Genomic DNA, 18,838 nt, shown 5'->3' on the forward strand with positions numbered 1-18,838 from the left:
AGAGAAACTGTTTGACCCCTTATCAGAATTTTAAACAAAAAGCCAGATTGTTCGCATTGCTGTTTATCAAAAAGTCTTCCCTGCAAGCGCATAATGCCAGCGCCTTCTTTAACGTCCCGGTTTTATGTTTGACAAGGTCATTGACCTTCCGAGGTTTTATGGCTATATTGCAAAAGGTGGAAGAACGCCTTAAGGATTGAGAAAAAATGGCCAAGGAACGGATACCGGCAACCCCCGCCCTTCTCTTTATGAAAAAAAACGGGCTCAGTTTCACATTGCGGTCCTATCGCTATGAAGAGCATGGGGGAACAACTGTTGCCGCGCGTGAGCTGGAAGTTGATGAAAACCTGGTGATCAAGACGCTGGTCATGGAGGATGATGGCGGGAAACCCCTTATAATCCTCATGCATGGGGACCGGAAGGTTTCCACCAAGGCGCTGGCCAGGGTTATGGGGGTAAAATCGGTAACCCCTTGTGAACCCCATGTTGCCGAAAGGCATACCGGCTACCGTGTCGGAGGAACGTCTCCGTTTGGAACGAAACGCCCTCTCCGGATTTTTATGGAGGAAGACATTGCGCTTCTTCCCAGGATATTGATTAATGCTGGAAGTCGGGGATTGCTCGCGGAAATGGCGCCGGCGGAACTGATCCGAACATTAAACCCGGTTAGCGTAAAGGTGGCAATATGAACAAAGAAGAGATGGTGGTGCGGTGCCTCAATTGCGGCGCCAAAAACCGGATATCGAAAGAAAGGATGCATGACCGTCCTCTCTGCGGAAAGTGCGGAAAGCCGCTGGACGAGATAATCATCCGCTGTCTGAGCTGCGGCACAAAGAACCGCATTCCCGAAAACAGGCTCAGCGAGAACCCCCTCTGCGGTAAATGCGGCGTTGTTCTGGCGGTAACGGCGGACCCTGGCCGTCCGATTGAGGTCAATGATTCAACCTTCGACAGGGAGGTACTTTCCGCCCCCGGGGCTGTGCTTGTTGACTGCTGGGCGCCCTGGTGCGCCCCCTGCCGCTTGGTGGCGCCGATCCTCGATGAACTGGCCGCTAAATATGCGGGAGGCATCCGGATTGCCAAGCTTAACGTGGACGAAAACCAGGTTATTGCCTCTCGTTACAATATCCGCAGCATCCCGACAATGCTGTTTTTCAGGGACGGCAAAATGGTCAAAAGCCTGGTTGGCGCCCTGCCGAAAGAGACTATTGAACAAAATATCAGCGCGCTGATGCAAAAAAATTAACAGGCGCCAAGGAGAAAAAACCATGCCGGATGCAGGGGAACTCAACCGCAAACAGCTTTATAGTTGCCGCATTTTTGACTTGTACCAAAGCGACGTCCGGCTTCCCGATGGCAGGACATTCCAGTATAGCTGGCTTGACCACCGCCCCACCGTAGCCGTCGTCCCGGTAAATCAGGACGGCAAGCTGGTGCTGATTGATCAGTACCGGCAAGCTGCAGGCGGGATGATTGTCGAAATACCTGCCGGCACTATGGACAAGCAAGGAGAGGATGTCGCGGGATGCGTACAGCGTGAACTAGCCGAAGAGGCGGGCTTCCAGGCCGGCCGTCTGATCAGGCTTTTCGAAGGATATCTCGTCCCTGGATATTCCAATGAATACATGTACTTTTACCTTGCCACCGATCTTCACGCCGCATCCCTTCCCGGTGACGAGGACGAGTATATACGGGTCATGCACGTTTCCTTCGACGAGGCCAGGCGGATGATCCGCGACAGGCGGATCGTTGACGTCAAGACGGCGCTCGGCATACATATGGCGTGGGATTTTCTGCAGGACAGGCTTGATGTTTAACCGCTATACGGCGACTCAGTAAGGAAACGAATGAACGAGGCATTTAAAAAAAAACTGCAAACAGGGCTGCGGGAAGGAATAAAAAAGGGGTATGAGGGTTTTATCTGGATGATGAAGATCGTGATCCCGATCTCGCTTTTCACGGCAATTCTCGACTGGAGCGGCCTTTTGGCTCATCTTGATTTTTTTCTCAAACCCTTGATGGGGGCGCTTTCTCTTCCTCCCGAGGCGGCCTTGCCGCTTTTGATAGGCATTCTCAGCTCCGTTTACGCCGCGATCGCGGCGATGATAGTCTTTCCCTTCAGCGCCGGGCAAATAACGCTGATGGCCGTTTTTGTCCTGACCGCTCATGCGCTGATCCAGGAAGGCATAATTCAGGGCAAGTCCGGCATCCATCCACTCAAGGCAACACTGGTCCGGCTTGGCGCCGCGGCAGCCCTTGTCCTGCTGATTGCGCCCTGGGCGGGGAGTTCCACGATGATGCCCGCAGCCGCCATGGGAACGGTCGCGGCAAACACCGCCTTTACTGCCATGATCGGGCGCTGGGCGATAACTACAGCGTGGCTTATCGTTAAAATATTATTCATTATCATTGCGCTGCTTACCGTTTTGGAACTGCTCAAGACATTCGATTTGATTCACCCCTTTGTGCGGGCGCTCAGCCCTTTTCTCCGACTCATGGGGTTGGACCAGAGGGTGGGATTTCTCTGGATGACGGCGGTTGTCTTTGGTCTCTCCTATGGCGGGGCGGTCATTGTGGAAGAGGCCAAAAACGGCAGATTGAACAAGGATGAACTGGAACTTCTCCATCTTTCCATCGGGATGAACCACTCGATGGTGGAAGATCCGCCGCTATTCATGGCCCTGGGAGTCAATCCGCTCTGGCTTTATATTCCCCGACTGTTGATGGCGATTGTCATTGTCCGGCTGGTGCGTTTTTATCAGTACCTGGCACATCGTCAACCATCTTTAGTGAGCAGAGAGGAGTGAACTGGAACATGACGGCTGCCGTAGAATCGATGATGCTTTTCGACTTTGACGGGGTACTTGCAGACTCGCTTCACCTGTACTCGGAGGCGGTCAGACTTATCCTCGAACGGATTGGCACGCCCATCGTCTCGAGTCGCGCCGATTATCTGGAACTTTTCGAAGGGAATTTTTACGAATCAATGGCTGGCCGGGGGGTTGACCTTGCGGCCTTTTCCCTCGCCGCAAAGGAAATTCTCCCCGGCCTTGATTACAGTGCGATGAGGCCTTTCCCGGGACTCATCCCGGTTTTGAGCTCCCTGCAGAAAGACAATCTGCTGGCCGTTGTTTCGTCAAACGGTTCACAGACAATCGCAAAAGCGCTGAGCAGTTTTGGCTTTTTAACCTATTTTCAGGATATTCTCGGCTCTGATTTTCTCTTCAGCAAGCGGGAAAAAATCAGCCACGCCTTATCGAAATATGGGGTTTCCCCTAGTCAAACCTACTACATAGGGGACACGACGGGGGACATTGCCGAGGCGAAGGCAGCCGGGGTTGTAAGCGTGGCCGCCGCCTGGGGGTGGCACAGCCGGGAGAAGCTCGCCGCTGCCTCTCCCGATTTTCTGATCGATACGCCTCATGGCCTGCTTGACCTGGGAAGCAAAGGGGGGCGCCGGAGTGCTTCGGCGGAATCGTAACGATAGCGCAGGGGAGAAGCCCTCTTTCCATGCACGTGATCGAGGTAAAAGACAGTGATTACCATAAACGGATTTTTGCACCGGGAAGTCCTCAGCGACGTTATTCGCCGCTGGATGTACAATGAGACGCATCCCGACGATGCCGACAGCGTGGTCAAACTCGTCCATTTCAACAGCGTCTTTGTATCCCGTTATCTGAAAATTTTTGCCCAGGGCATCTTTTCGGGACTGCGTCCGGGCCCCCTTTCAGTTTTCCCCGTTACCAGAAAAGGCGATCTGAAAGACGCCCTTGTTGCGGCGCCTCCATATCGCAATGAAAGAATTGACCAACTCACCGACGATTACCGCCTTAATCCGGGGCGCTTTTACAGGGAAACGCCCTTTAATGGCGCACTCTATTTTGTAACCGGCAATAGTGAACGAATATATGTAGGATCCAGCAGAATTAAGCGGGGGCGTCGTCTGGCAGAAAAATCGGCCCGCCGGATCATCGATATCATCTTTGACCGAATAAAAAGGGACGCCGAAATGATGGCAGATGGACGGGCGCTGCTGTTGGGGATTCCCCGCGCCTCACTCCTGACCGCTCCTCAGGAAATGGAAGCGGAGTTTTTTCGGGCGGAGAATCGGCTGCTGGAGGATTTGCGCGAGCGGCGACCAATCGACGCGGATGGAAAAATTGATCCGATAAACGATGTCGCCGGCATCAAGGTTATCCTCGAGCCCCACGAAGAAATGAAAATTCAGGAGCTGATAGCGCGCTCAGCGGACAGCGAGATTGTCGAAGCGGAGAAACACAGCGGGCGCTACAATGCGACCAATCTGATCGTCCGCTTCCGCCCCCCTAAAAGGGATATCCTTGCCCTTCCCCTCGAAGAGGGCTCTCTCCGCATCATGCAGGCGCGGGGGTATTCCCCGTATGAGGCGAATCAATTTTTCCGGGAATTTGTGCTTGCGGGGGAGGAGGATGTGCTGGTAGAAATAATCGTCTCCAGTTATCAGGAGATTCTGGAAAGCGAACTTGGCAGAAGCATGCATGAAGACAGAATTATTGAACAGAGGCTGAAGCAGCAGTATCGGGGGCCGCTTGCCAGGAACATTGGATATCTTCTGGAGTATCTGTTTGTCTTACCCGCCGCCGGCCGCAGCGGCGACCTGGGCGAACTCCCGATAAAGCTCTGGAACCGCTATCTGCCTGACTATTTCGACGAGATATTGAAAGGGCTGTTTCACATTCCGCCAATTAACCAAATCAGTTAGCCGAAAATGGACTAAGGCGGCAGTCATGGCTGATTTTACCCCTGGCGATTGCCTTTATTGATCCTTCTGAATCCCTCATCAAGGAGCTGTTCCGTTTCCCTTGCCCGGATGCCGGGATTCTTTGCCCCCATCACAACGGCGATCAGGCGGGTGTTCCCCCGTTTTGCCGTCGCAATTATGTGATATCCGGCGATTGCGACCCATCCTGTCTTCAAGCCGTCCGCGTCGGGATAATGGCGCAGCAGGCTGTTCCGGTTGCGCTGGGTTATGTTGTTGTAGGTGAAGTACTGGGTGGAATGCAGATCGAGCGCCTCCGGAAAGCGCTGCAGATAACTTCTGGCCAAAACAAGCATGTCCCGAGCCGTCGTAAATTGGTCTTTGGCGGGGAGACCGTTGGGATTCTGGAAGTTGCTGTTGAACATCCCTAATTCACGTGCCTTCCGGTTCATCTGCGCGACGAATTGCTCCACGGTTCCCCCGAGATATTCGGCCAGGGCGACGGATCCGTCATTAGCGGATACAACCGCGATCCCCTTCATAAGTTCTCCCAGAGGAATTTCGCTGCCCGCCTGAACGAACATGCGGGAGCCGCCCGTATTCGATGCCTTGCGGCTGATCCTTACCTGGTCGGAAAGCCTGGTTCGCCCCGCTTTTATCGCCTCGTCGGCGATGTACAGGGAGAGGATTTTCGTAATTGATGCCGGCTGGAGGCGCGTATCGGCAAAATGGGAATAGAGTATTCTGCCGGTATTCATGTCCATGAGGATCGCCGAACGGCAGGTAAGCTTAAGCCCATCGGCTGCAGACAGGTGCGGCCAGAAAAAAAGAGCGGATAGAATTATTAAAACGCTGATGCTTCGCTTAACGATGGCTAATCCCCCTCTGTGGCTGAAAAAACCCTGGCAGCGAAGAGCCCCGGCGAGGATGCCGGCGGATTGCGCCCAGAGTTGCGGCGTACAGTAATAATTGTGACCCTTAATGTCAATGAATTTTTTCCGGGCTGGATTTACCAAAACGATAATGATATGAATGCCCACACACAATCGGCCTTCGGCGCTCTTTTATTCAGGTTATTTTGTAACAGAAGTCGCTATTTATCATTGAACCAAAAATACACTAAGGGAGGAAAGCACAATGATCAGAATGGTTTTGCTTCGGCACGGGGAAAGCGCCTGGAATCTGGAGAACCGCTTTACCGGCTGGACTGATGTTGATCTTACCGAAAAGGGGATTGCCGAGGCTCATCAGGCAGGCAGGCTTCTGAAAGAAGAGGGTTATACATTCGATCTGGCCCATACGTCAGTGCTGAAGCGGGCGATCCGGACATTATGGATTGTGCTGGACGAGATGGAGCTGATGTGGCTGCCTGTTTATCGGTCGTGGAGGCTCAACGAACGCCATTACGGGGCCTTGCAGGGGCTTAACAAGAAGGATACCGCCGATAAGTACGGCATGGAACAGGTGCATATCTGGCGAAGAAGTTATGACACCCCGCCGCCTGCCCTGGAAACGACAGACGAGCGTTTTTCGGGCAGCGATCCAAGGTATAAGGGGTTAAAGCCAGCGGAGCTGCCAGGGGGGGAATCGCTGAAAAATACGCTGGAAAGGGTGCTTCCCTATTGGCATGAAGCGATTGTTCCGGATCTCCGCGCGGGTAAGAAATTAGTGATCGTGGCGCATGGAAACAGCATCCGCGCCCTGGTGAAGTACCTGGACGATGTCCCCGACAATGTGATTACCGAGCTGAATATCCCGACAGGCATTCCGCTGATCTATGAGCTTGACGACAACCTGCGCGCCGTCAACCATTTCTATCTGGGGGATCAGGATGCTGTCGCCCAGGCAACCGCGTCGGTCGCGAATCAGTTGAACAAAAAGTGAAAATCAGAAGTATAATATCCGGTATTTAAGCACGATCACAAAAAGGACGAAGGCCAGGGCGATCATGACATAAAACAGGGTTTTGTGGAGGGCGGTGTTGGCGCCCAGATCGAGAAAAATCACCCGCAATCCCAAAGCCGCGTGGAGAAACACTAAAAATGCCATGATGGCCTGCAGGCTCACCATATAGGGATAGACCAGATGAAGCGAGATCAGAATAACGATCAGGAGCGCGGAAAATCTCTGTATAAGCCATGCCCACATTCCCACCTGCGTTGCACGCCATTCGGAGAGACTCAGCGAATCCCTTCTGCGTATGATACGGTCGGCATTTTTTGTATCTTCCATCTTTTCCCCCTTTATGAAATAGCTAAAAAATAGTTCTTGCGCCCGTTCGGCGGCGGCTCTCTATGCAGAGATGTTATTTGTAGTTTGCCGCGAAATACCCGGCAAGCTTTGCGATCTCTTCCCGGGAGGTTTTCGCAAGCGGGCTTTTCTCTTGCAATTCCTCTTTGTTTTTCTCAAGTAAAGCAACTATTTGCTGCGTCCTGCCACTGACCTCCCGGTCTGTTATCCCTTGTTCGTTGCGATAGATAATATGGGCGCTCCGAAACAGGGATGGTTCTATCCGCTTCGCCTTGTAATGCGTAAAATCAATGCTGCGCAGGTAGCTCACCAGCGCTTCCCGATCGGCGTCATCGAGATGATATTTTACCATTTTCCCCTTTTTGCCCAGGGTTTTGTCGGGATCCTTCAGCAGATTCCGCAAGAATTCCTGGTCTCTTTTCGTGCCGACCTTCCACAGATCGGGCGCATTTTTCATGCCCACCCCTTCGATGCTGTGGCAGCTGTAGCAAACATTTTTTTCAAAAAGCGCCAGTCCGGCCAGCTCCTTGACGGCCAGCGGACGATCCGGGACAAAGAATTTACCAGGCAGAGGCGAGGAAACCTCGGCGATAAGCGTCAGGTACAGGATAAGAATGACGGCGCCAAAGCCAGTGGCAATGGCAAGCGGTCTCTTTGTGTAGGCGCGCTCCGGGTTCTTGTCGTAGAAGGGCAGAAAGAGCAGAACGGCGATCCCGAACAAAGGAAGAACCGTTAAGGCAATAACAATCGATTTACCCTCAAACATCTTCAGTATTTCATAGCCGAAGAGGATAAACCACTCCGGTTTGGGGACGGAATTGATCGGCGCCAGCGGTTGCGCCGCGGGGTCTGCCGGAACGCCGACATAGCGGGCCAGCATAAACAAGGCCGCCATCATCAGCAAAGAGGCGATCGCGTCCTTGGCGAGCTGGTAGGGGAAAAATGGCTGCGTGCCGACCTCGATCCCTTCGCGGGGGGGAGGTCCCTTCTCGCCGTGGATCTGAATGAGCGCCACATGGTTGGCGATAACGGCCAGAATCGCCATCGGCAGCAGAATCATGTGCAAGGAGCCGTAGCGGGTCAGCGTCAGGCCTCCGACCTGAATGCCTCCGACCATGTTGGCCAGCCAGCCGCCGATCAGCGGCAGGAATTCAAAAACCTTCGCAAGGATGGTGGCCGCCCAGTAAGAACGGTCGGACCACGGCAGGATATAGCCGGTGAGCGCCATCAGGGCGGTCAGAAAGAACAGGCCCAGGCCGGTTACCCAGATAAACTGGTTCGGTTTTTTATATCCGCCGTGGAAAAAAGCCCGGAGCAGATGGATAAACACCGTCAACACCATGAAGTGGGAGGCCCAGTGGTGGACGCCCCTGATCAGCCAGCCCAGCGTCAGTTCATTCTGGATATGCTCCACGCTGCCGTATGCCTCCGCAAGCGTAGGAACGTAGTTGCCGGCCAGCAGGAACCCCGTTATAACCTGGATGATGAAGAGAAAAAGGCTGAGAGAGCCCAGCGTGTACCACCAGCCAATATCCTTGGAGAGGGGTTTGTAAAAGAATTTCGTCTTCAGCAGTTCCCACGCCCCCATTTTGTTTCCCAGAGTCTGCTCCATATTATGCGCCCTCCTCCTGGAGATAGAGTATCCCCCCTTCGACCTTGACTTTCAGATGGGCCAGTGGTGTCGGGGGAGGTCCTAATGTGACTTTCCCTTCCTTATTGAAAGCGCCGCCGTGGCAGGGGCATAAAAACATGCGAATGGATTCGTCCCAGTAGCAGATGCAGCCGAGATGCGTGCAGGTGGGATCCATCGCGGAGAGGGCGCCTGCTTCATCTTTGACGAGATATGCCCTTTTCGGGTAGGAAACAAGCTTACCCCGTTCCCATTTCTGTCTGTTGTAGGTTATTTCCAGCGGAATGTCCGGCTGCAAATTTGGCATCTCGCCCCACTTTATCCAGCCCGACTCCCAACCCCGCGCCGGTTTGCTGAACAGGGGCGGAAACATCAGCAGAAAGCCGGCGCCGATCGCCCCGGTCCCTCCCCAGAATGCTGTTTTCATGAAGTTTCTTCTTGCCGAAACGGCCTCCGGGAACGCCACCGGCAACGGCTTCGTCTCTTCATCTACCAACTCTTTTCGCTTGGGCGAGGTGAAACGATACTTGACCGCTGTCCTCTTCAGGTGGTGGATCGCCCCGGTCGGCGAGAGCTGTTTCGGGCAGGCCTCCATGCAGTTGAATTCGTCATGGCAGCGCCAGATCCCATGCTCGTCGGAGAGATTGACAATGCGCTCGCTGCCCAGCTTGTCTCTTGTATCCCGGAGTTTGCCGTCCGCGGCCAGCATGCCGAAAGGACCGGGAAATTTCTGATCCCATCCAGCCATAGTGCAGGCCGCGTAACAGGCGCCGCACATGATGCACTCCACGAGGCCGTCAACGCTCTTGCGGTCATCGGGAGACTGGTAAAATTCCTTTTCGGGCGGGATCTCTTTGGGAATCAGGAAAGGTTCGACAAGTGTGTATTTTTCGTAAAAATCGGTCATATCCACGACCAGATCCTTGATCAGCGGCAAATTGGCGAGGGGCTCGACCTTGATCCGGGGCGATTTTATGTTTTCGACGAGGGTGCGGCAGGCCAGGGCGAACTTGTCGTTGATCTTCATCCCGCACGACCCGCAAACCGCCGCCCGGCATGAGGAACGGTAGGAGAGGCCCCCATCGTAGTTTTCCAAAATGTAGTAGAGAGATTCCAGCACCGTCAGCCCTTTGACAACGGGAACTTCATAGGTCTCATAATGAGGTTTTTTGTCTGCCTGAGGATCATAGCGCAGTATCTCAATAACCGCCTTTTCACCTATTTGAGCCATCTTAATATTTCCTTTCTTCCGGTTGCCATTTCGTTATGGTGACAGGTTTATAGGAAAGCTCCGGGCCGTCTTCCGTAAATCTGGCGATGGTGTGTTTCTGCCAATTTGCATCATCGCGGTTCGGAAAATCCGTTCGGGAGTGAGCTCCCCGACTTTCTTCCCGGGCAAGGGCGCCGAGCGTGATCACCTCCGCGAGGTCTATGCCGGCAGCAATCTCCAGGGTCCATGTCCGATCAAAATTGAAGACGCTGCCCTTGGCGGCGGAGCGGATATTGCGGAACCGCTTCTTGACCGCCCTAATCTCCTGCAGGGCAGACTCCAAATCAGCCTTATTTCTGAAGATCTGTACCTTGTTGTCAACGATGTCATGCACCTCGTCCCTGATTTTGTAGGGATCTTCCGAACCGCCGCGATTGTAAAGCTCCTCCAGTTCCTTTTCCTTCTTCCGGAGCGCCTCTTTAACTAAGCTGTCATCCTTGGGCGCCCCCTTGCCCTGGATCGCCAGGGAGGCGTTGCGACCGGCGATTTCTCCAAAAACAATGGTTTCGAGCAGGGAGTTGCCGCCGAGACGATTGGCCCCATGAACGCTGACACAGGCGCATTCCCCCGCCGCGTAGAACCCCTCCACCTCCGTCTTGCAGGTGTGGTCGCAATCGATCCCGCCCATCGAATAATGCTGGGCGGGGCGGATGGGGATCGGCTCCGTGACCGGGTCAATTCCCAGAAAATCCACGCAGATGGCCTTTATTCCCGGGAGCCTCTCGTCGATTTTCGCCCGGCCGAGGTGCCGAATATCGAGATAGACATATTTTTCGCCATTGATGCCGCGCCCAGCGATCAGCTCGGTTTCTATGGAACGGGAAACCATATCCCGCGGCGCCAGTTCAATCGCCTTCGGGGCATAGCGCTTCATGAAACGCTCCCCGTCATTATTGATCAGATACCCCCCCTCGCCCCGGGCGCCTTCGGTCATCAGGATATGTTTGCCGGTAATGCAGGTGGGATGAAACTGAACGAATTCCATGTCCTTGATTGGTACTCCCGCCCAGTATGGCATCGTTACGCCCAGGGCGGTGGAGCTGTAGGAATTGGTGGTGCGCCCATAAACCCGGCCCGATCCCCCGGTTCCAAAAATCACCGCATGGCCAAGAAACGCCTCCAACTTGCCGGTACGCATGTTGAAAGCGGTCAAACCGTGGCAGACGTTATCTTCGATGATCAAGCCGACGGCATAGTACTCGTCGTAGAGCTGCACCCTGTCTTTGAGGGTCAGATATTTCTGGTAAACGGCGTGCAGCAGAAAGTGGCCGGTTCTGTCGGCCCCATAGCATGTTCTGGGGAAAGCCGCCCCGCCGAAAGGCCGCTGGGCGATGGAGCCATCGGCAAAGCGGGAAAAGGGAACGCCCCAGTGGTCCATCTCGCGGACCGTCTTCGGGGCCTGTTCGGTCATGATCAGAATCGCGTCCTGATCGCCGAGGAAATCCCCTCCTTTGGCTGTATCATAGCCGTGACGTTCGGGGCTGTCGTCCTTTCCATCCGGATGATTGCACATGGCGGCATTGATTCCTCCCTGCGCCTCTCCGGAATGGGAACGGATGGGGTAAATCTTGGATATCCAGCCGACATCCACTCCCCTGAGGGCCGCCTCGTCAACTGCCCTCGTTCCCGCCAACCCTCCTCCGACAACAATCAACTCGTGGGCATGAACATCCATCAATGGTTCCTCCCTCAGTATTTTTCCAGTCTGTTGTGTTTGCGGTCTAAAGCTTCTTTTCCCTTTTTGTCAAGGGAAAAACGGAGTCTGACATTGCTATTTTTTTTTTGAGAATTTCCGCCATCCGCTGACCCAGCTCGGCGGGATTTTTCTCCACGATAACGCCGGCATTTTCGAGGGCCTTGAATTTATCGGCGGCTGTTCCTTTTCCGCCGGAGATGATCGCCCCGGCATGCCCCATCCGCCGTCCCGGCGGGGCGGTTCTGCCGGCAATAAAGGAGACGACCGGTTTTTTCACCTGCGAGATGATGAACTCCGCCGCCTCTTCTTCCGCCGTGCCGCCGATCTCGCCAATCATGACAATAGCCTCTGTCTGCGGATCATGTTCGAACAGGTACAGGATGTCCGTAAAGCCTGAGCCGACAATCGGGTCTCCGCCTATTCCTACCGAGGTTGACTGGCCTATTCCCAGATTCGTCAACTGCCAGATCACCTCGTAGGTGAGGGTGCCGCTGCGCGAGACAACTCCGACGTTTCCCTGTTTATGGATAAAGTTCGGCATGAAGCCGACCTTTCCTACTCCCGGGGTTGTGATTCCCGGGCAGTTCGGGCCGATCATTCTGGCCCTGGACCCCTTCAGCGCCTGTTTTACGCGAACCATCTCGAGGACGGGAATTCCCTCCGTCATGCAGACTATAAGCTCAATGCCCGCTTCAATAGCCTCGAAGACGGCATCCGGGGTAAAGGCCGCCGGCGTGTAGATCGCGGAAACATTGGCCCCATGCCTTTTAACGGCATCCGCCACGCACTCATAAACGGGGATGCCGTCCAATTCTGCACCCCCTTTGCCCGGAGTAACGCCGGCAACAATCCTTGTTCCCATCTTCACCGCTTCCCGGGTGTGAAAGCTCCCTTCGGAGCCGGTGATCCCCTGAATTACAATCCGTGACTCTTCATCCAGCAATATGGCCATAGGAAATTCTCTCCTCGACGTCTTTCATTTTTTAATCAAAGTCCGCCTTTTTACGAAGGCGACACTTGGTTAGGCAAGCTTACGGCACCAGAGCGACAGCCTGCTGGGCCGCCTCGTAAAGACCCTCCGCCACCGTGAACCGGAGCCCCGATTCATTGAGCATCTTTCTGCCTTCGGCAACATTCGTCCCCTGGAGCCTCACCACCAGCGGCAGCTTAATCTCGATATTGCGAGCGGCCTGGATCAGCCCGGCGGAAACCCTGTCGCACCGAAGAATGCCGCCAAAGATGTTTACGAGGATGCACTTTACATGGGGATCGGCGGTCAGGATTTTGAAAGCTTTTTCAATTTGTTCCGGCGATGCGCCACCGCCGACATCGAGGAAGTTGGCCGGTTCCCCGCCCGCCATCTTGATCATGTCCATCGTCGTCATCGCAAGCCCCGCCCCATTGACCATGCAGCCGACGTTCCCCTCTAATTTTATATAGTTTACTGAGGCATTTTTTGCCGCTACCTCCAGGGGGGCCTCTTCGTCCTGATCCCGCAGCCCCTTTATTTCCGGATGGCGGTAGAGTCCGTCATCGTCGAAATCAAGCTTGGCATCGAGGGCGAGCAGTCGGCCGTCTGCGGTAATTGCCAGCGGGTTTATCTCTAAAAGGGAACAATCCTTGTCCAAAAACAACCGGTAGAGGTTGCGGACAATCTCGGCAAATGTTTGGCGCTGTTCGGCGTTTAAATGAAGAGCAGCGGCCAGTTTTCGCGCCTGGAAGGGGCTGAATCCCACAACCGGGTGGATTGCGCAGGAAACGATCTTCTCGGGAGATTCGGCAGCCACCTTTTCTATCTCCATGCCGCCCGCTTCCGACGCCATCAAGACAACGCATTCCCTTTTTTGCGATCGATCCACCAAAAGGCTCAGGTATAATTCCCTTTGCACCTCCGACGCCTCCTCCACCAGCACGCGGCGCACCTTCTTCCCTTCTGGGCCGGTCTGATGGGTGACAAGCTGCATCCCGATGATCTTTTCGGAGACGGCAAACGCCTCTTCCGGTGAAGCAGCGGGCTTGACCCCTCCCCCCTTGCCCCTCCCCCCGGAGTGAATCTGCGCCTTTATTACGACTTTTCCCGATAATTCCCCAGCCGCGCGGCGCGCCTCCTCCGGGGTGGCAGCCGATCCTCCGCGGGAAACGGGAATCCCGTATTCCCGAAGGAGTTCCTTTGCCTGATACTCGTGGATCTTCATCTATGTGCCTCCAGGGATTATATATTCATGTTTGGCATCGCAAAAACCGGGCATGAGGATTCATTGCCATATTTTTTCTATGATGGCCTCGTCCCGACTCGCAAAGAGCCCGCTTAAAAAACAGGCCGTTTTACGGGCAAGAAATCTGAATAATGAAACTTAGTGTTTTGTAAAACAGAAGAAGAAAGCATCCGTGATTATCTATACTTCCCCAAATATCACCGCCATTTAAGGCCTTGTCTGTTTTAACCCCTGCGCAGTATTCGCTTACCGGAATTCCTCGCCGAGTTTAAGTCCAAGATCCAAGGCCTGCTGATTCATCGCAAGGAACCCTGGCGGTATCTGTTTTTCCAGCACCTTTATGATGGATTCAGGACGCACCAGGCGCGTAAGCCCGATCAACGTGCCGAGCATAAATATGTTAAATACGATGGGTTTGCCGATCTTTTCCATAACCGTATCGTACATGGGCAGATTAAGCTGCCGCGCCTCCACCTTCTTCTCCGTTTTTACGTAGCGGGCGTCGGTAAGAAGCAGCCCCCCTGGACGGATTATCGATGAGAAACCGGCGTAAGCCTGCTGGGTCAGACAAACCAGAACATTGGGTTGGGTCACCTTCGGAAAGTAGATCGGCGAATCGGCGATGATGACGTCGGAGCGGGTGGCGCCTCCCCGCGCTTCCGGGCCGTAAGATTGAGCCTGCACCGCAATCAGGTTTTCATATAGCACGGCAGCCTCCGCCAGAATAATCGCCGCGGTGATCACCCCCTGCCCGCCGGAACCGGAAAAAACCATTCTGCATCGTTCCATAATTACTTGCCCTTTGTCGCCCGTTCGATGATGTTGTGATATTCATCACAGTACTCCGGCGCCTCTCTGTTGACGAAAATCCCCCGTTCGATCAGCGAGGAATCCGCCAGCTTTGCCTGGGAACCGATGGGGGTCGTGCGTGTTTTGAACCTCTCCATCATCTCAGAGGCGCTGCCCTCTTTGTTCTTTCTGCCAAAGTACGTGGGACATTGACTCATGACTTCAACGACCGAGAATCCCCTGTGGAGAATTGCCGCTTCCAGCGCATCAGTCAATTGCTTTATATGGTAGGTTGTGGAACGGGCCACAAAGGACGCCCCGGACGCAACGGCCATGGCAACGACATCGAAATCCGGATCGATGTTCATGTAGGGGGCGGTTGTCGCGTAGGTGCCGTATCCGGACAGAGGCGAGTACTGGCCGCCGGTCATTCCGTAAACACGGTTGTTCATGACGATAGCCGTCATGTCGATGTTTCTGCGACAGGCATGGATGAAATGATTGCCCCCGATGGAGAGGGCATCCCCATCTCCCATCGGCACCAGCAGCGTCAGCTCCGGACGGCTCATCTTTACGCCGGCGGCAAACGCCAGCGCCCGGCCATGGATTGTGTGCAGCGTATGAAAATCGAGATATCCCGAGATGCGCGAGGAACAGCCGATTCCCGATACCATCACGATGTCGTTTTTTTTGAGTCCAATATTCTCAACGGCATGAAGCAGGCCGTTCAAGATGATTCCATGCCCGCATCCCGGACACCAGAGGTGGGGGAAGAACCGTTCGCGGATGTACTCCCTTGTGCCCATGCTACACTCCTCTTCCCTGGATTATTCGGAGAATATTCAAGATTGTCGTCGGGGTAATCAGGGTTCCGTCCACCTGGTTGGCCAGAGAGACCTTATCCGGCCTTTCCACCGCCGACTTGACGGACTGGAGAACCTGTCCCATGTTCATCTCCACGACCACCACATACCGGGCATTTTGTGCCTTTTCCCTGACCAGCGCGGCAGGAAACGGCCACAGGGTCTGAAGTTCCAGCAAGCCAAGCCTCTCTCCGCGTTGACGGCGGTTCATAACCACGTGCAATGCGGAACGGGCCGATGAGCCATAGGAAATCAAGAGCGTTTCAGCGTCTTCGGCATAATATTCCCGGTATCTCGTCAGATCATCGACATGATGTTCGATCTTGTCCGTCAGGTGGCGCATCAATCCGTAAACTACCTTGGGGTCTTCGGAGGGGAAGCCCCACATGTCGTGAAAAAGTCCGGTGACATTATAGCGATGAACGCCCCCAAAATCGGACATCGGGAGCCTGCCGTCCTCGCGGGGGAGATAGGGATGGTAGTCAACCCCATCCGGGAGGGATGTCTTCAATCTTTCCACAAGGGGCAACTGGCCGGCAGGGGGAATCTCGAGACGTTCCCGCATATGCCCGATCACTTCGTCGAACAGCAGAATAACCGGGGTGCGATAAGTTTCCGCAAAGTTGAACGCGTCAACTGTAATCGAAAAGACGTCCTGATGGTTGGAGGCCGTCAAGGCTACAATTGCATGGTCCCCGTGGGTGCCCCAACGGGCCTGGTTGACGTCTCCCTGACTGAGTTTGGTCGGCAATCCTGTCGAAGGACCGCCGCGCTGGACATCGACTATCACGCAGGGAATCTCCGCCATGACCGCGAACCCCAATGCCTCCTGCATCAGTGAAAACCCGGGACCGCTTGTCGCCGTCATCGCCTTGTTGCCGGTCAGGGACGCGCCGATAATCGCGCAGATCGAGGCGATTTCGTCCTCCATCTGCATGAATATCCCGCGTTTTTGCGGCAGACGCGCCGACAGCAGTTCCGCGATCTCGGTGGATGGGGTGATCGGGTAACCGGCAAAAAAACCAAGACCGGCGTAAAGGGCGCCCTCAACACAGGCCTCATTTCCCTGCACAAATTTCACTTGTCCGCCCATTTTACTCCTGCTCCGTTTCGACCACAATTGCCAGATCCGGGCACCTCAGCTCGCAAAGCTTGCAAGCTATGCAATCCTGGGGTCTTGCGGCAATCGCTTTTTCCTGGTCATCCAGTTCCAGAACCTTTTTGGGGCAAAAATGGACGCAGATTCCACATCCCTTGCACCAGTTCCGGTTGATCACATGACGTTTAAGTTTTGGTTTCGCCATACGTTGCCTTGCCCGTTCCAACCATTTAGGGGATGCGCCTCATCAATCTATCTTTTGCCCTGCAAAGAGCTGCTTTTGCGATTCTAAAAAATACATAAAAATTTGCGGTAGGGTTTCTTTAAAACTGTGTTGTTTATAACGAAGGATGTTTGATGTGTCAACAATATTTTAAATGGTCAGGATGTTTGATATAATACATTCAGCAAATTTTAGCGGGCCTTTTGATTTGCAGCGGTGATGCATATATATATGTTGCATTTTTAAGCCAAATGGCGTCTATTCCAATATCAAATCGGGAGGGCAAGAAGAAGGGAATGAATGGTCAGGGCATCTACAGCTTTGAGGAACTGGCCGCGCTGCATGCAATTGCGCGGATTCTGGCAAAACCGGGGGAGCTGAAAGAACAGATCACTCAGGCCCTGCAGGAGATGAGCGCTCGTCTGGGGATGCAGCGCGGAATGGTTTCTCTCCTGGATCGCGAGACCAGGGAGGCCTGGCTGGATGTTGTTTATGGCGTTGATATCAAAAGCATAAACGTGACATACCTTCCCGGCGAAGGTATTACCGGCAAGGTTGCGCAGACAGGGAGACCACTTGCCATTGAGAATCTGGGGAAAGAGCTCCATTTTCTCGACCGAACCGGCGCCCGCCGTTTTTTAAACCGCTCAGAGCTATCATTCCTTTGTGTCCCTATAATTTACGGGACTCAGGTCGTGGGGGTGTTGTCGGCGGACAAAGCAGCCAAGCAAGTTGCTGATATAGAAAAGGAAATAGCTATTCTCTCCGCAGTAGCCGAAATGCTTGCCAAGGCGGTTCACAGCAGGACCATGGAAGAAGAAAACCGCCGCCTGCGCGATCTAATCGGCAGCAACCGTCTTCCCACTTTTGACATTATCGGTCGTTCCCGGGCCATGCAGGCCGTTTTTCAAATGATCGCCCAGGTAGCCGATTCCAATACAACAGTGCTGCTCCATGGTGAAACCGGAACCGGCAAGGAACTGGTCTCCCGGGCAATCCATAACAACAGTCCCCGCATGAAGGGGCAGCTTGTGCAGGTGAACTGTGCTGCAATTCCGGAGACACTGCTCGAAAGCGAGCTGTTCGGGCACGAACGGGGGGCCTTTACCGGCGCCCTGGCGAGGCGCCGGGGGCGTTTTGAAGAAGCCAATGGGGGAACGATTTTACTCGATGAAATAGGCGAGCTCTCCTTTTCCGCCCAGGCCAAACTGCTGCGGGTCCTGCAGGAAAGACAGTTCCAGCCGCTGGGCTCTTCCCGCCTGATCAAAGTTGATGTGCGGATCATCGCGGCGACCAACCGCAATCTGGAGCAGGATGTTTCTCTGGGCCGTTTCCGCTCCGATCTTTTTTACCGGTTAAACGTCTTTCCCATCTACCTGCCGCCGCTGCGCGAACGGGGGACAGACATCCTGCTTTTGGCCGATCACTTTGTCGTTAAATATTCAAGAGAAACAGGAAAACCGGCGCAGAAAATTTCCCCGGCTGTATCTGATATTTTTATGGCCTATCATTGGCCGGGCAATGTCCGGGAACTGGAAAACTGCATAGAGCGGGCCATTCTTGTCGCGCACGGAGCAACCATTGAACCGGAACATCTGCCCCCCTCCCTGCAAAGTTGCATTGAAGAGGTCGTCAAAACGGCGTTCAGCAGGCTCGACGCGGCAGTAAAATCAGAGGAACGAGCTATGATTGTCAACGCCCTGCGGGAAACGGCCGGGAACCAAACCCGGGCGGCCAAGCTGCTGGGAACGACAAAACGGATCATGCAATACCGTATCAGTAAACTGGGCATAGATTACCGCTCCTTCCGCAAGAAATGATACATTTTTGTTTGTTTATTGGGTGATGATACATTTTTGTTACTCGGGATCAACCAGAATTGACGCTATTAAGGTTGCCCGGTGTTTAAAACGTCGTTGCATCAGGTTGATAGATAGTTTTGTATTTCTTGGCATACATTTGGCTTATATGTCCGGTTGCCATAATGGAACAAGAGACGCAAAGGCTTGCCCTGCTAAACATGGGTATAAATAAATGACAGGCGCCGCTGAAATTCAGATATGT

Annotated in this window: 19 protein-coding genes; 8 read left to right on the forward strand and 11 right to left on the reverse strand. The window is 54.0% G+C overall.

The window, feature by feature from the left end:
• Positions 1 to 206: 206 nt before the first annotated feature.
• From M0P74_06175 to M0P74_06200, 6 genes are read left to right on the forward strand one after another with little or no spacing between them, the layout of a single operon-like run.
• Complete coding sequence (locus tag M0P74_06175) at positions 207 to 689, forward strand: aminoacyl-tRNA deacylase (GenBank protein ID MCK9363170.1); 483 nt, start codon at positions 207 to 209, stop codon at positions 687 to 689.
• The gene (trxC, locus tag M0P74_06180; protein MCK9363171.1) at positions 686 to 1,246 is read left to right on the forward strand and encodes a thioredoxin TrxC; all 561 of its coding nucleotides are present in this window, start codon (positions 686 to 688) and stop codon (positions 1,244 to 1,246) included. The genes M0P74_06175 and trxC overlap by 4 nt, the downstream gene beginning before the upstream one ends.
• Before the next feature lie 22 nt (positions 1,247 to 1,268).
• Complete coding sequence (locus M0P74_06185) at positions 1,269 to 1,817, forward strand: NUDIX hydrolase (GenBank protein MCK9363172.1); 549 nt, start codon at positions 1,269 to 1,271, stop codon at positions 1,815 to 1,817.
• A gap of 30 nt (positions 1,818 to 1,847) precedes the next feature.
• Positions 1,848 to 2,807, forward strand: coding sequence for a hypothetical protein (locus M0P74_06190; GenBank protein ID MCK9363173.1), 960 nt, complete (start codon positions 1,848 to 1,850; stop codon positions 2,805 to 2,807).
• An 8-nt stretch (positions 2,808 to 2,815) separates the two neighbouring features.
• The gene (locus M0P74_06195; GenBank protein MCK9363174.1) at positions 2,816 to 3,481 is read left to right on the forward strand and encodes an HAD family hydrolase; all 666 of its coding nucleotides are present in this window, start codon (positions 2,816 to 2,818) and stop codon (positions 3,479 to 3,481) included.
• Between the two features lie 54 nt (positions 3,482 to 3,535).
• Entirely contained in the window at positions 3,536 to 4,741 is a 1,206-nt protein-coding gene (locus M0P74_06200; GenBank protein MCK9363175.1) for a hypothetical protein, read from the forward strand.
• A gap of 35 nt (positions 4,742 to 4,776) precedes the next feature.
• On the opposite strand, the gene M0P74_06205 is transcribed toward M0P74_06200, so the two are convergent.
• Entirely contained in the window at positions 4,777 to 5,778 is a 1,002-nt protein-coding gene (locus M0P74_06205; GenBank protein ID MCK9363176.1) for a D-alanyl-D-alanine carboxypeptidase, read from the reverse strand.
• Between the two features lie 97 nt (positions 5,779 to 5,875).
• On the opposite strand from M0P74_06205, the gene gpmA reads away from it, so the two are divergent.
• A complete protein-coding gene (gene gpmA / locus M0P74_06210) occupies positions 5,876 to 6,622 on the forward strand; it encodes a 2,3-diphosphoglycerate-dependent phosphoglycerate mutase (GenBank protein MCK9363177.1) in 747 nt (248 codons plus the stop codon).
• Between the two features lie 3 nt (positions 6,623 to 6,625).
• Here gpmA and M0P74_06215 read toward each other — a convergent pair whose 3' ends face one another.
• The 10 genes from M0P74_06215 to M0P74_06260 form a co-directional block, all read right to left on the reverse strand.
• Positions 6,626 to 6,970 (reverse strand): succinate dehydrogenase, encoded by a 345-nt coding sequence (locus tag M0P74_06215; GenBank protein ID MCK9363178.1) that lies wholly within the window; start codon positions 6,968 to 6,970, stop codon positions 6,626 to 6,628.
• Positions 6,971 to 7,043: 73 nt separating this feature from the next.
• Positions 7,044 to 8,600: a cytochrome b N-terminal domain-containing protein gene (locus tag M0P74_06220; GenBank protein MCK9363179.1), complete on the reverse strand. Its 1,557-nt coding sequence runs from the start codon at positions 8,598 to 8,600 to the stop codon at positions 7,044 to 7,046.
• 1 nt (position 8,601) lies between these two features.
• Entirely contained in the window at positions 8,602 to 9,849 is a 1,248-nt protein-coding gene (gene sdhB, locus M0P74_06225) for a succinate dehydrogenase iron-sulfur subunit (protein MCK9363180.1), read from the reverse strand.
• A gap of 1 nt (position 9,850) precedes the next feature.
• On the reverse strand, positions 9,851 to 11,563 hold the full coding sequence (locus M0P74_06230; GenBank protein ID MCK9363181.1) for an FAD-binding protein: 1,713 nt from the start codon (positions 11,561 to 11,563) through the stop codon (positions 9,851 to 9,853).
• A 46-nt stretch (positions 11,564 to 11,609) separates the two neighbouring features.
• On the reverse strand, positions 11,610 to 12,536 hold the full coding sequence (sucD, locus tag M0P74_06235) for a succinate--CoA ligase subunit alpha (GenBank protein ID MCK9363182.1): 927 nt from the start codon (positions 12,534 to 12,536) through the stop codon (positions 11,610 to 11,612).
• Between the two features lie 79 nt (positions 12,537 to 12,615).
• A complete protein-coding gene (gene sucC / locus M0P74_06240) occupies positions 12,616 to 13,779 on the reverse strand; it encodes an ADP-forming succinate--CoA ligase subunit beta (GenBank protein ID MCK9363183.1) in 1,164 nt (387 codons plus the stop codon).
• Positions 13,780 to 14,046: 267 nt separating this feature from the next.
• On the reverse strand, positions 14,047 to 14,589 hold the full coding sequence (locus tag M0P74_06245; protein MCK9363184.1) for a 2-oxoacid:acceptor oxidoreductase family protein: 543 nt from the start codon (positions 14,587 to 14,589) through the stop codon (positions 14,047 to 14,049).
• Between the two features lie 2 nt (positions 14,590 to 14,591).
• The gene (locus M0P74_06250) at positions 14,592 to 15,395 is read right to left on the reverse strand and encodes a 2-oxoacid:ferredoxin oxidoreductase subunit beta (protein ID MCK9363185.1); all 804 of its coding nucleotides are present in this window, start codon (positions 15,393 to 15,395) and stop codon (positions 14,592 to 14,594) included.
• A gap of 1 nt (position 15,396) precedes the next feature.
• Positions 15,397 to 16,545, reverse strand: coding sequence for a 2-oxoacid:acceptor oxidoreductase subunit alpha (locus M0P74_06255; protein ID MCK9363186.1), 1,149 nt, complete (start codon positions 16,543 to 16,545; stop codon positions 15,397 to 15,399).
• Between the two features lies 1 nt (position 16,546).
• A complete protein-coding gene (locus M0P74_06260) occupies positions 16,547 to 16,756 on the reverse strand; it encodes a 4Fe-4S binding protein (protein ID MCK9363187.1) in 210 nt (69 codons plus the stop codon).
• Between the two features lie 314 nt (positions 16,757 to 17,070).
• Between M0P74_06260 and M0P74_06265 the strand changes: the two genes are divergently transcribed.
• Positions 17,071 to 18,594: a sigma 54-interacting transcriptional regulator gene (locus M0P74_06265; protein ID MCK9363188.1), complete on the forward strand. Its 1,524-nt coding sequence runs from the start codon at positions 17,071 to 17,073 to the stop codon at positions 18,592 to 18,594.
• The last annotated feature ends 244 nt before the right edge of the window (positions 18,595 to 18,838 follow it).

It is taken from the genome of Syntrophales bacterium (assembly GCA_023229765.1).
Classification (GTDB): Bacteria; Desulfobacterota; Syntrophia; order Syntrophales; family UBA5619; genus DYTH01.

What these genes read in the sequence shown, in the direction of transcription:
- M0P74_06175 (MCK9363170.1), top strand. Translation starts at nt 207, where the DNA reads ATGGCCAAGGAACGGATACCGGCAACCCCCGCCCTTCTCTTTATGAAA.
- trxC (MCK9363171.1), top strand. Translation starts at nt 686, where the DNA reads ATGAACAAAGAAGAGATGGTGGTGCGGTGCCTCAATTGCGGCGCCAAA.
- M0P74_06185 (MCK9363172.1), top strand. Translation starts at nt 1,269, where the DNA reads ATGCCGGATGCAGGGGAACTCAACCGCAAACAGCTTTATAGTTGCCGC.
- M0P74_06190 (MCK9363173.1), top strand. Translation starts at nt 1,848, where the DNA reads ATGAACGAGGCATTTAAAAAAAAACTGCAAACAGGGCTGCGGGAAGGA.
- M0P74_06195 (MCK9363174.1), top strand. Translation starts at nt 2,816, where the DNA reads ATGACGGCTGCCGTAGAATCGATGATGCTTTTCGACTTTGACGGGGTA.
- gpmA (MCK9363177.1), top strand. Translation starts at nt 5,876, where the DNA reads ATGATCAGAATGGTTTTGCTTCGGCACGGGGAAAGCGCCTGGAATCTG.
- M0P74_06215 (MCK9363178.1), bottom strand. Translation starts at nt 6,970, where the DNA reads ATGGAAGATACAAAAAATGCCGACCGTATCATACGCAGAAGGGATTCG.
- M0P74_06220 (MCK9363179.1), bottom strand. Translation starts at nt 8,600, where the DNA reads ATGGAGCAGACTCTGGGAAACAAAATGGGGGCGTGGGAACTGCTGAAG.
- sdhB (MCK9363180.1), bottom strand. Translation starts at nt 9,849, where the DNA reads ATGGCTCAAATAGGTGAAAAGGCGGTTATTGAGATACTGCGCTATGAT.
- M0P74_06230 (MCK9363181.1), bottom strand. Translation starts at nt 11,563, where the DNA reads ATGGATGTTCATGCCCACGAGTTGATTGTTGTCGGAGGAGGGTTGGCG.
- sucD (MCK9363182.1), bottom strand. Translation starts at nt 12,536, where the DNA reads ATGGCCATATTGCTGGATGAAGAGTCACGGATTGTAATTCAGGGGATC.
- sucC (MCK9363183.1), bottom strand. Translation starts at nt 13,779, where the DNA reads ATGAAGATCCACGAGTATCAGGCAAAGGAACTCCTTCGGGAATACGGG.
- M0P74_06245 (MCK9363184.1), bottom strand. Translation starts at nt 14,589, where the DNA reads ATGGAACGATGCAGAATGGTTTTTTCCGGTTCCGGCGGGCAGGGGGTG.
- M0P74_06250 (MCK9363185.1), bottom strand. Translation starts at nt 15,395, where the DNA reads ATGGGCACAAGGGAGTACATCCGCGAACGGTTCTTCCCCCACCTCTGG.
- M0P74_06255 (MCK9363186.1), bottom strand. Translation starts at nt 16,545, where the DNA reads ATGGGCGGACAAGTGAAATTTGTGCAGGGAAATGAGGCCTGTGTTGAG.
- M0P74_06260 (MCK9363187.1), bottom strand. Translation starts at nt 16,756, where the DNA reads ATGGCGAAACCAAAACTTAAACGTCATGTGATCAACCGGAACTGGTGC.
- M0P74_06265 (MCK9363188.1), top strand. Translation starts at nt 17,071, where the DNA reads ATGAATGGTCAGGGCATCTACAGCTTTGAGGAACTGGCCGCGCTGCAT.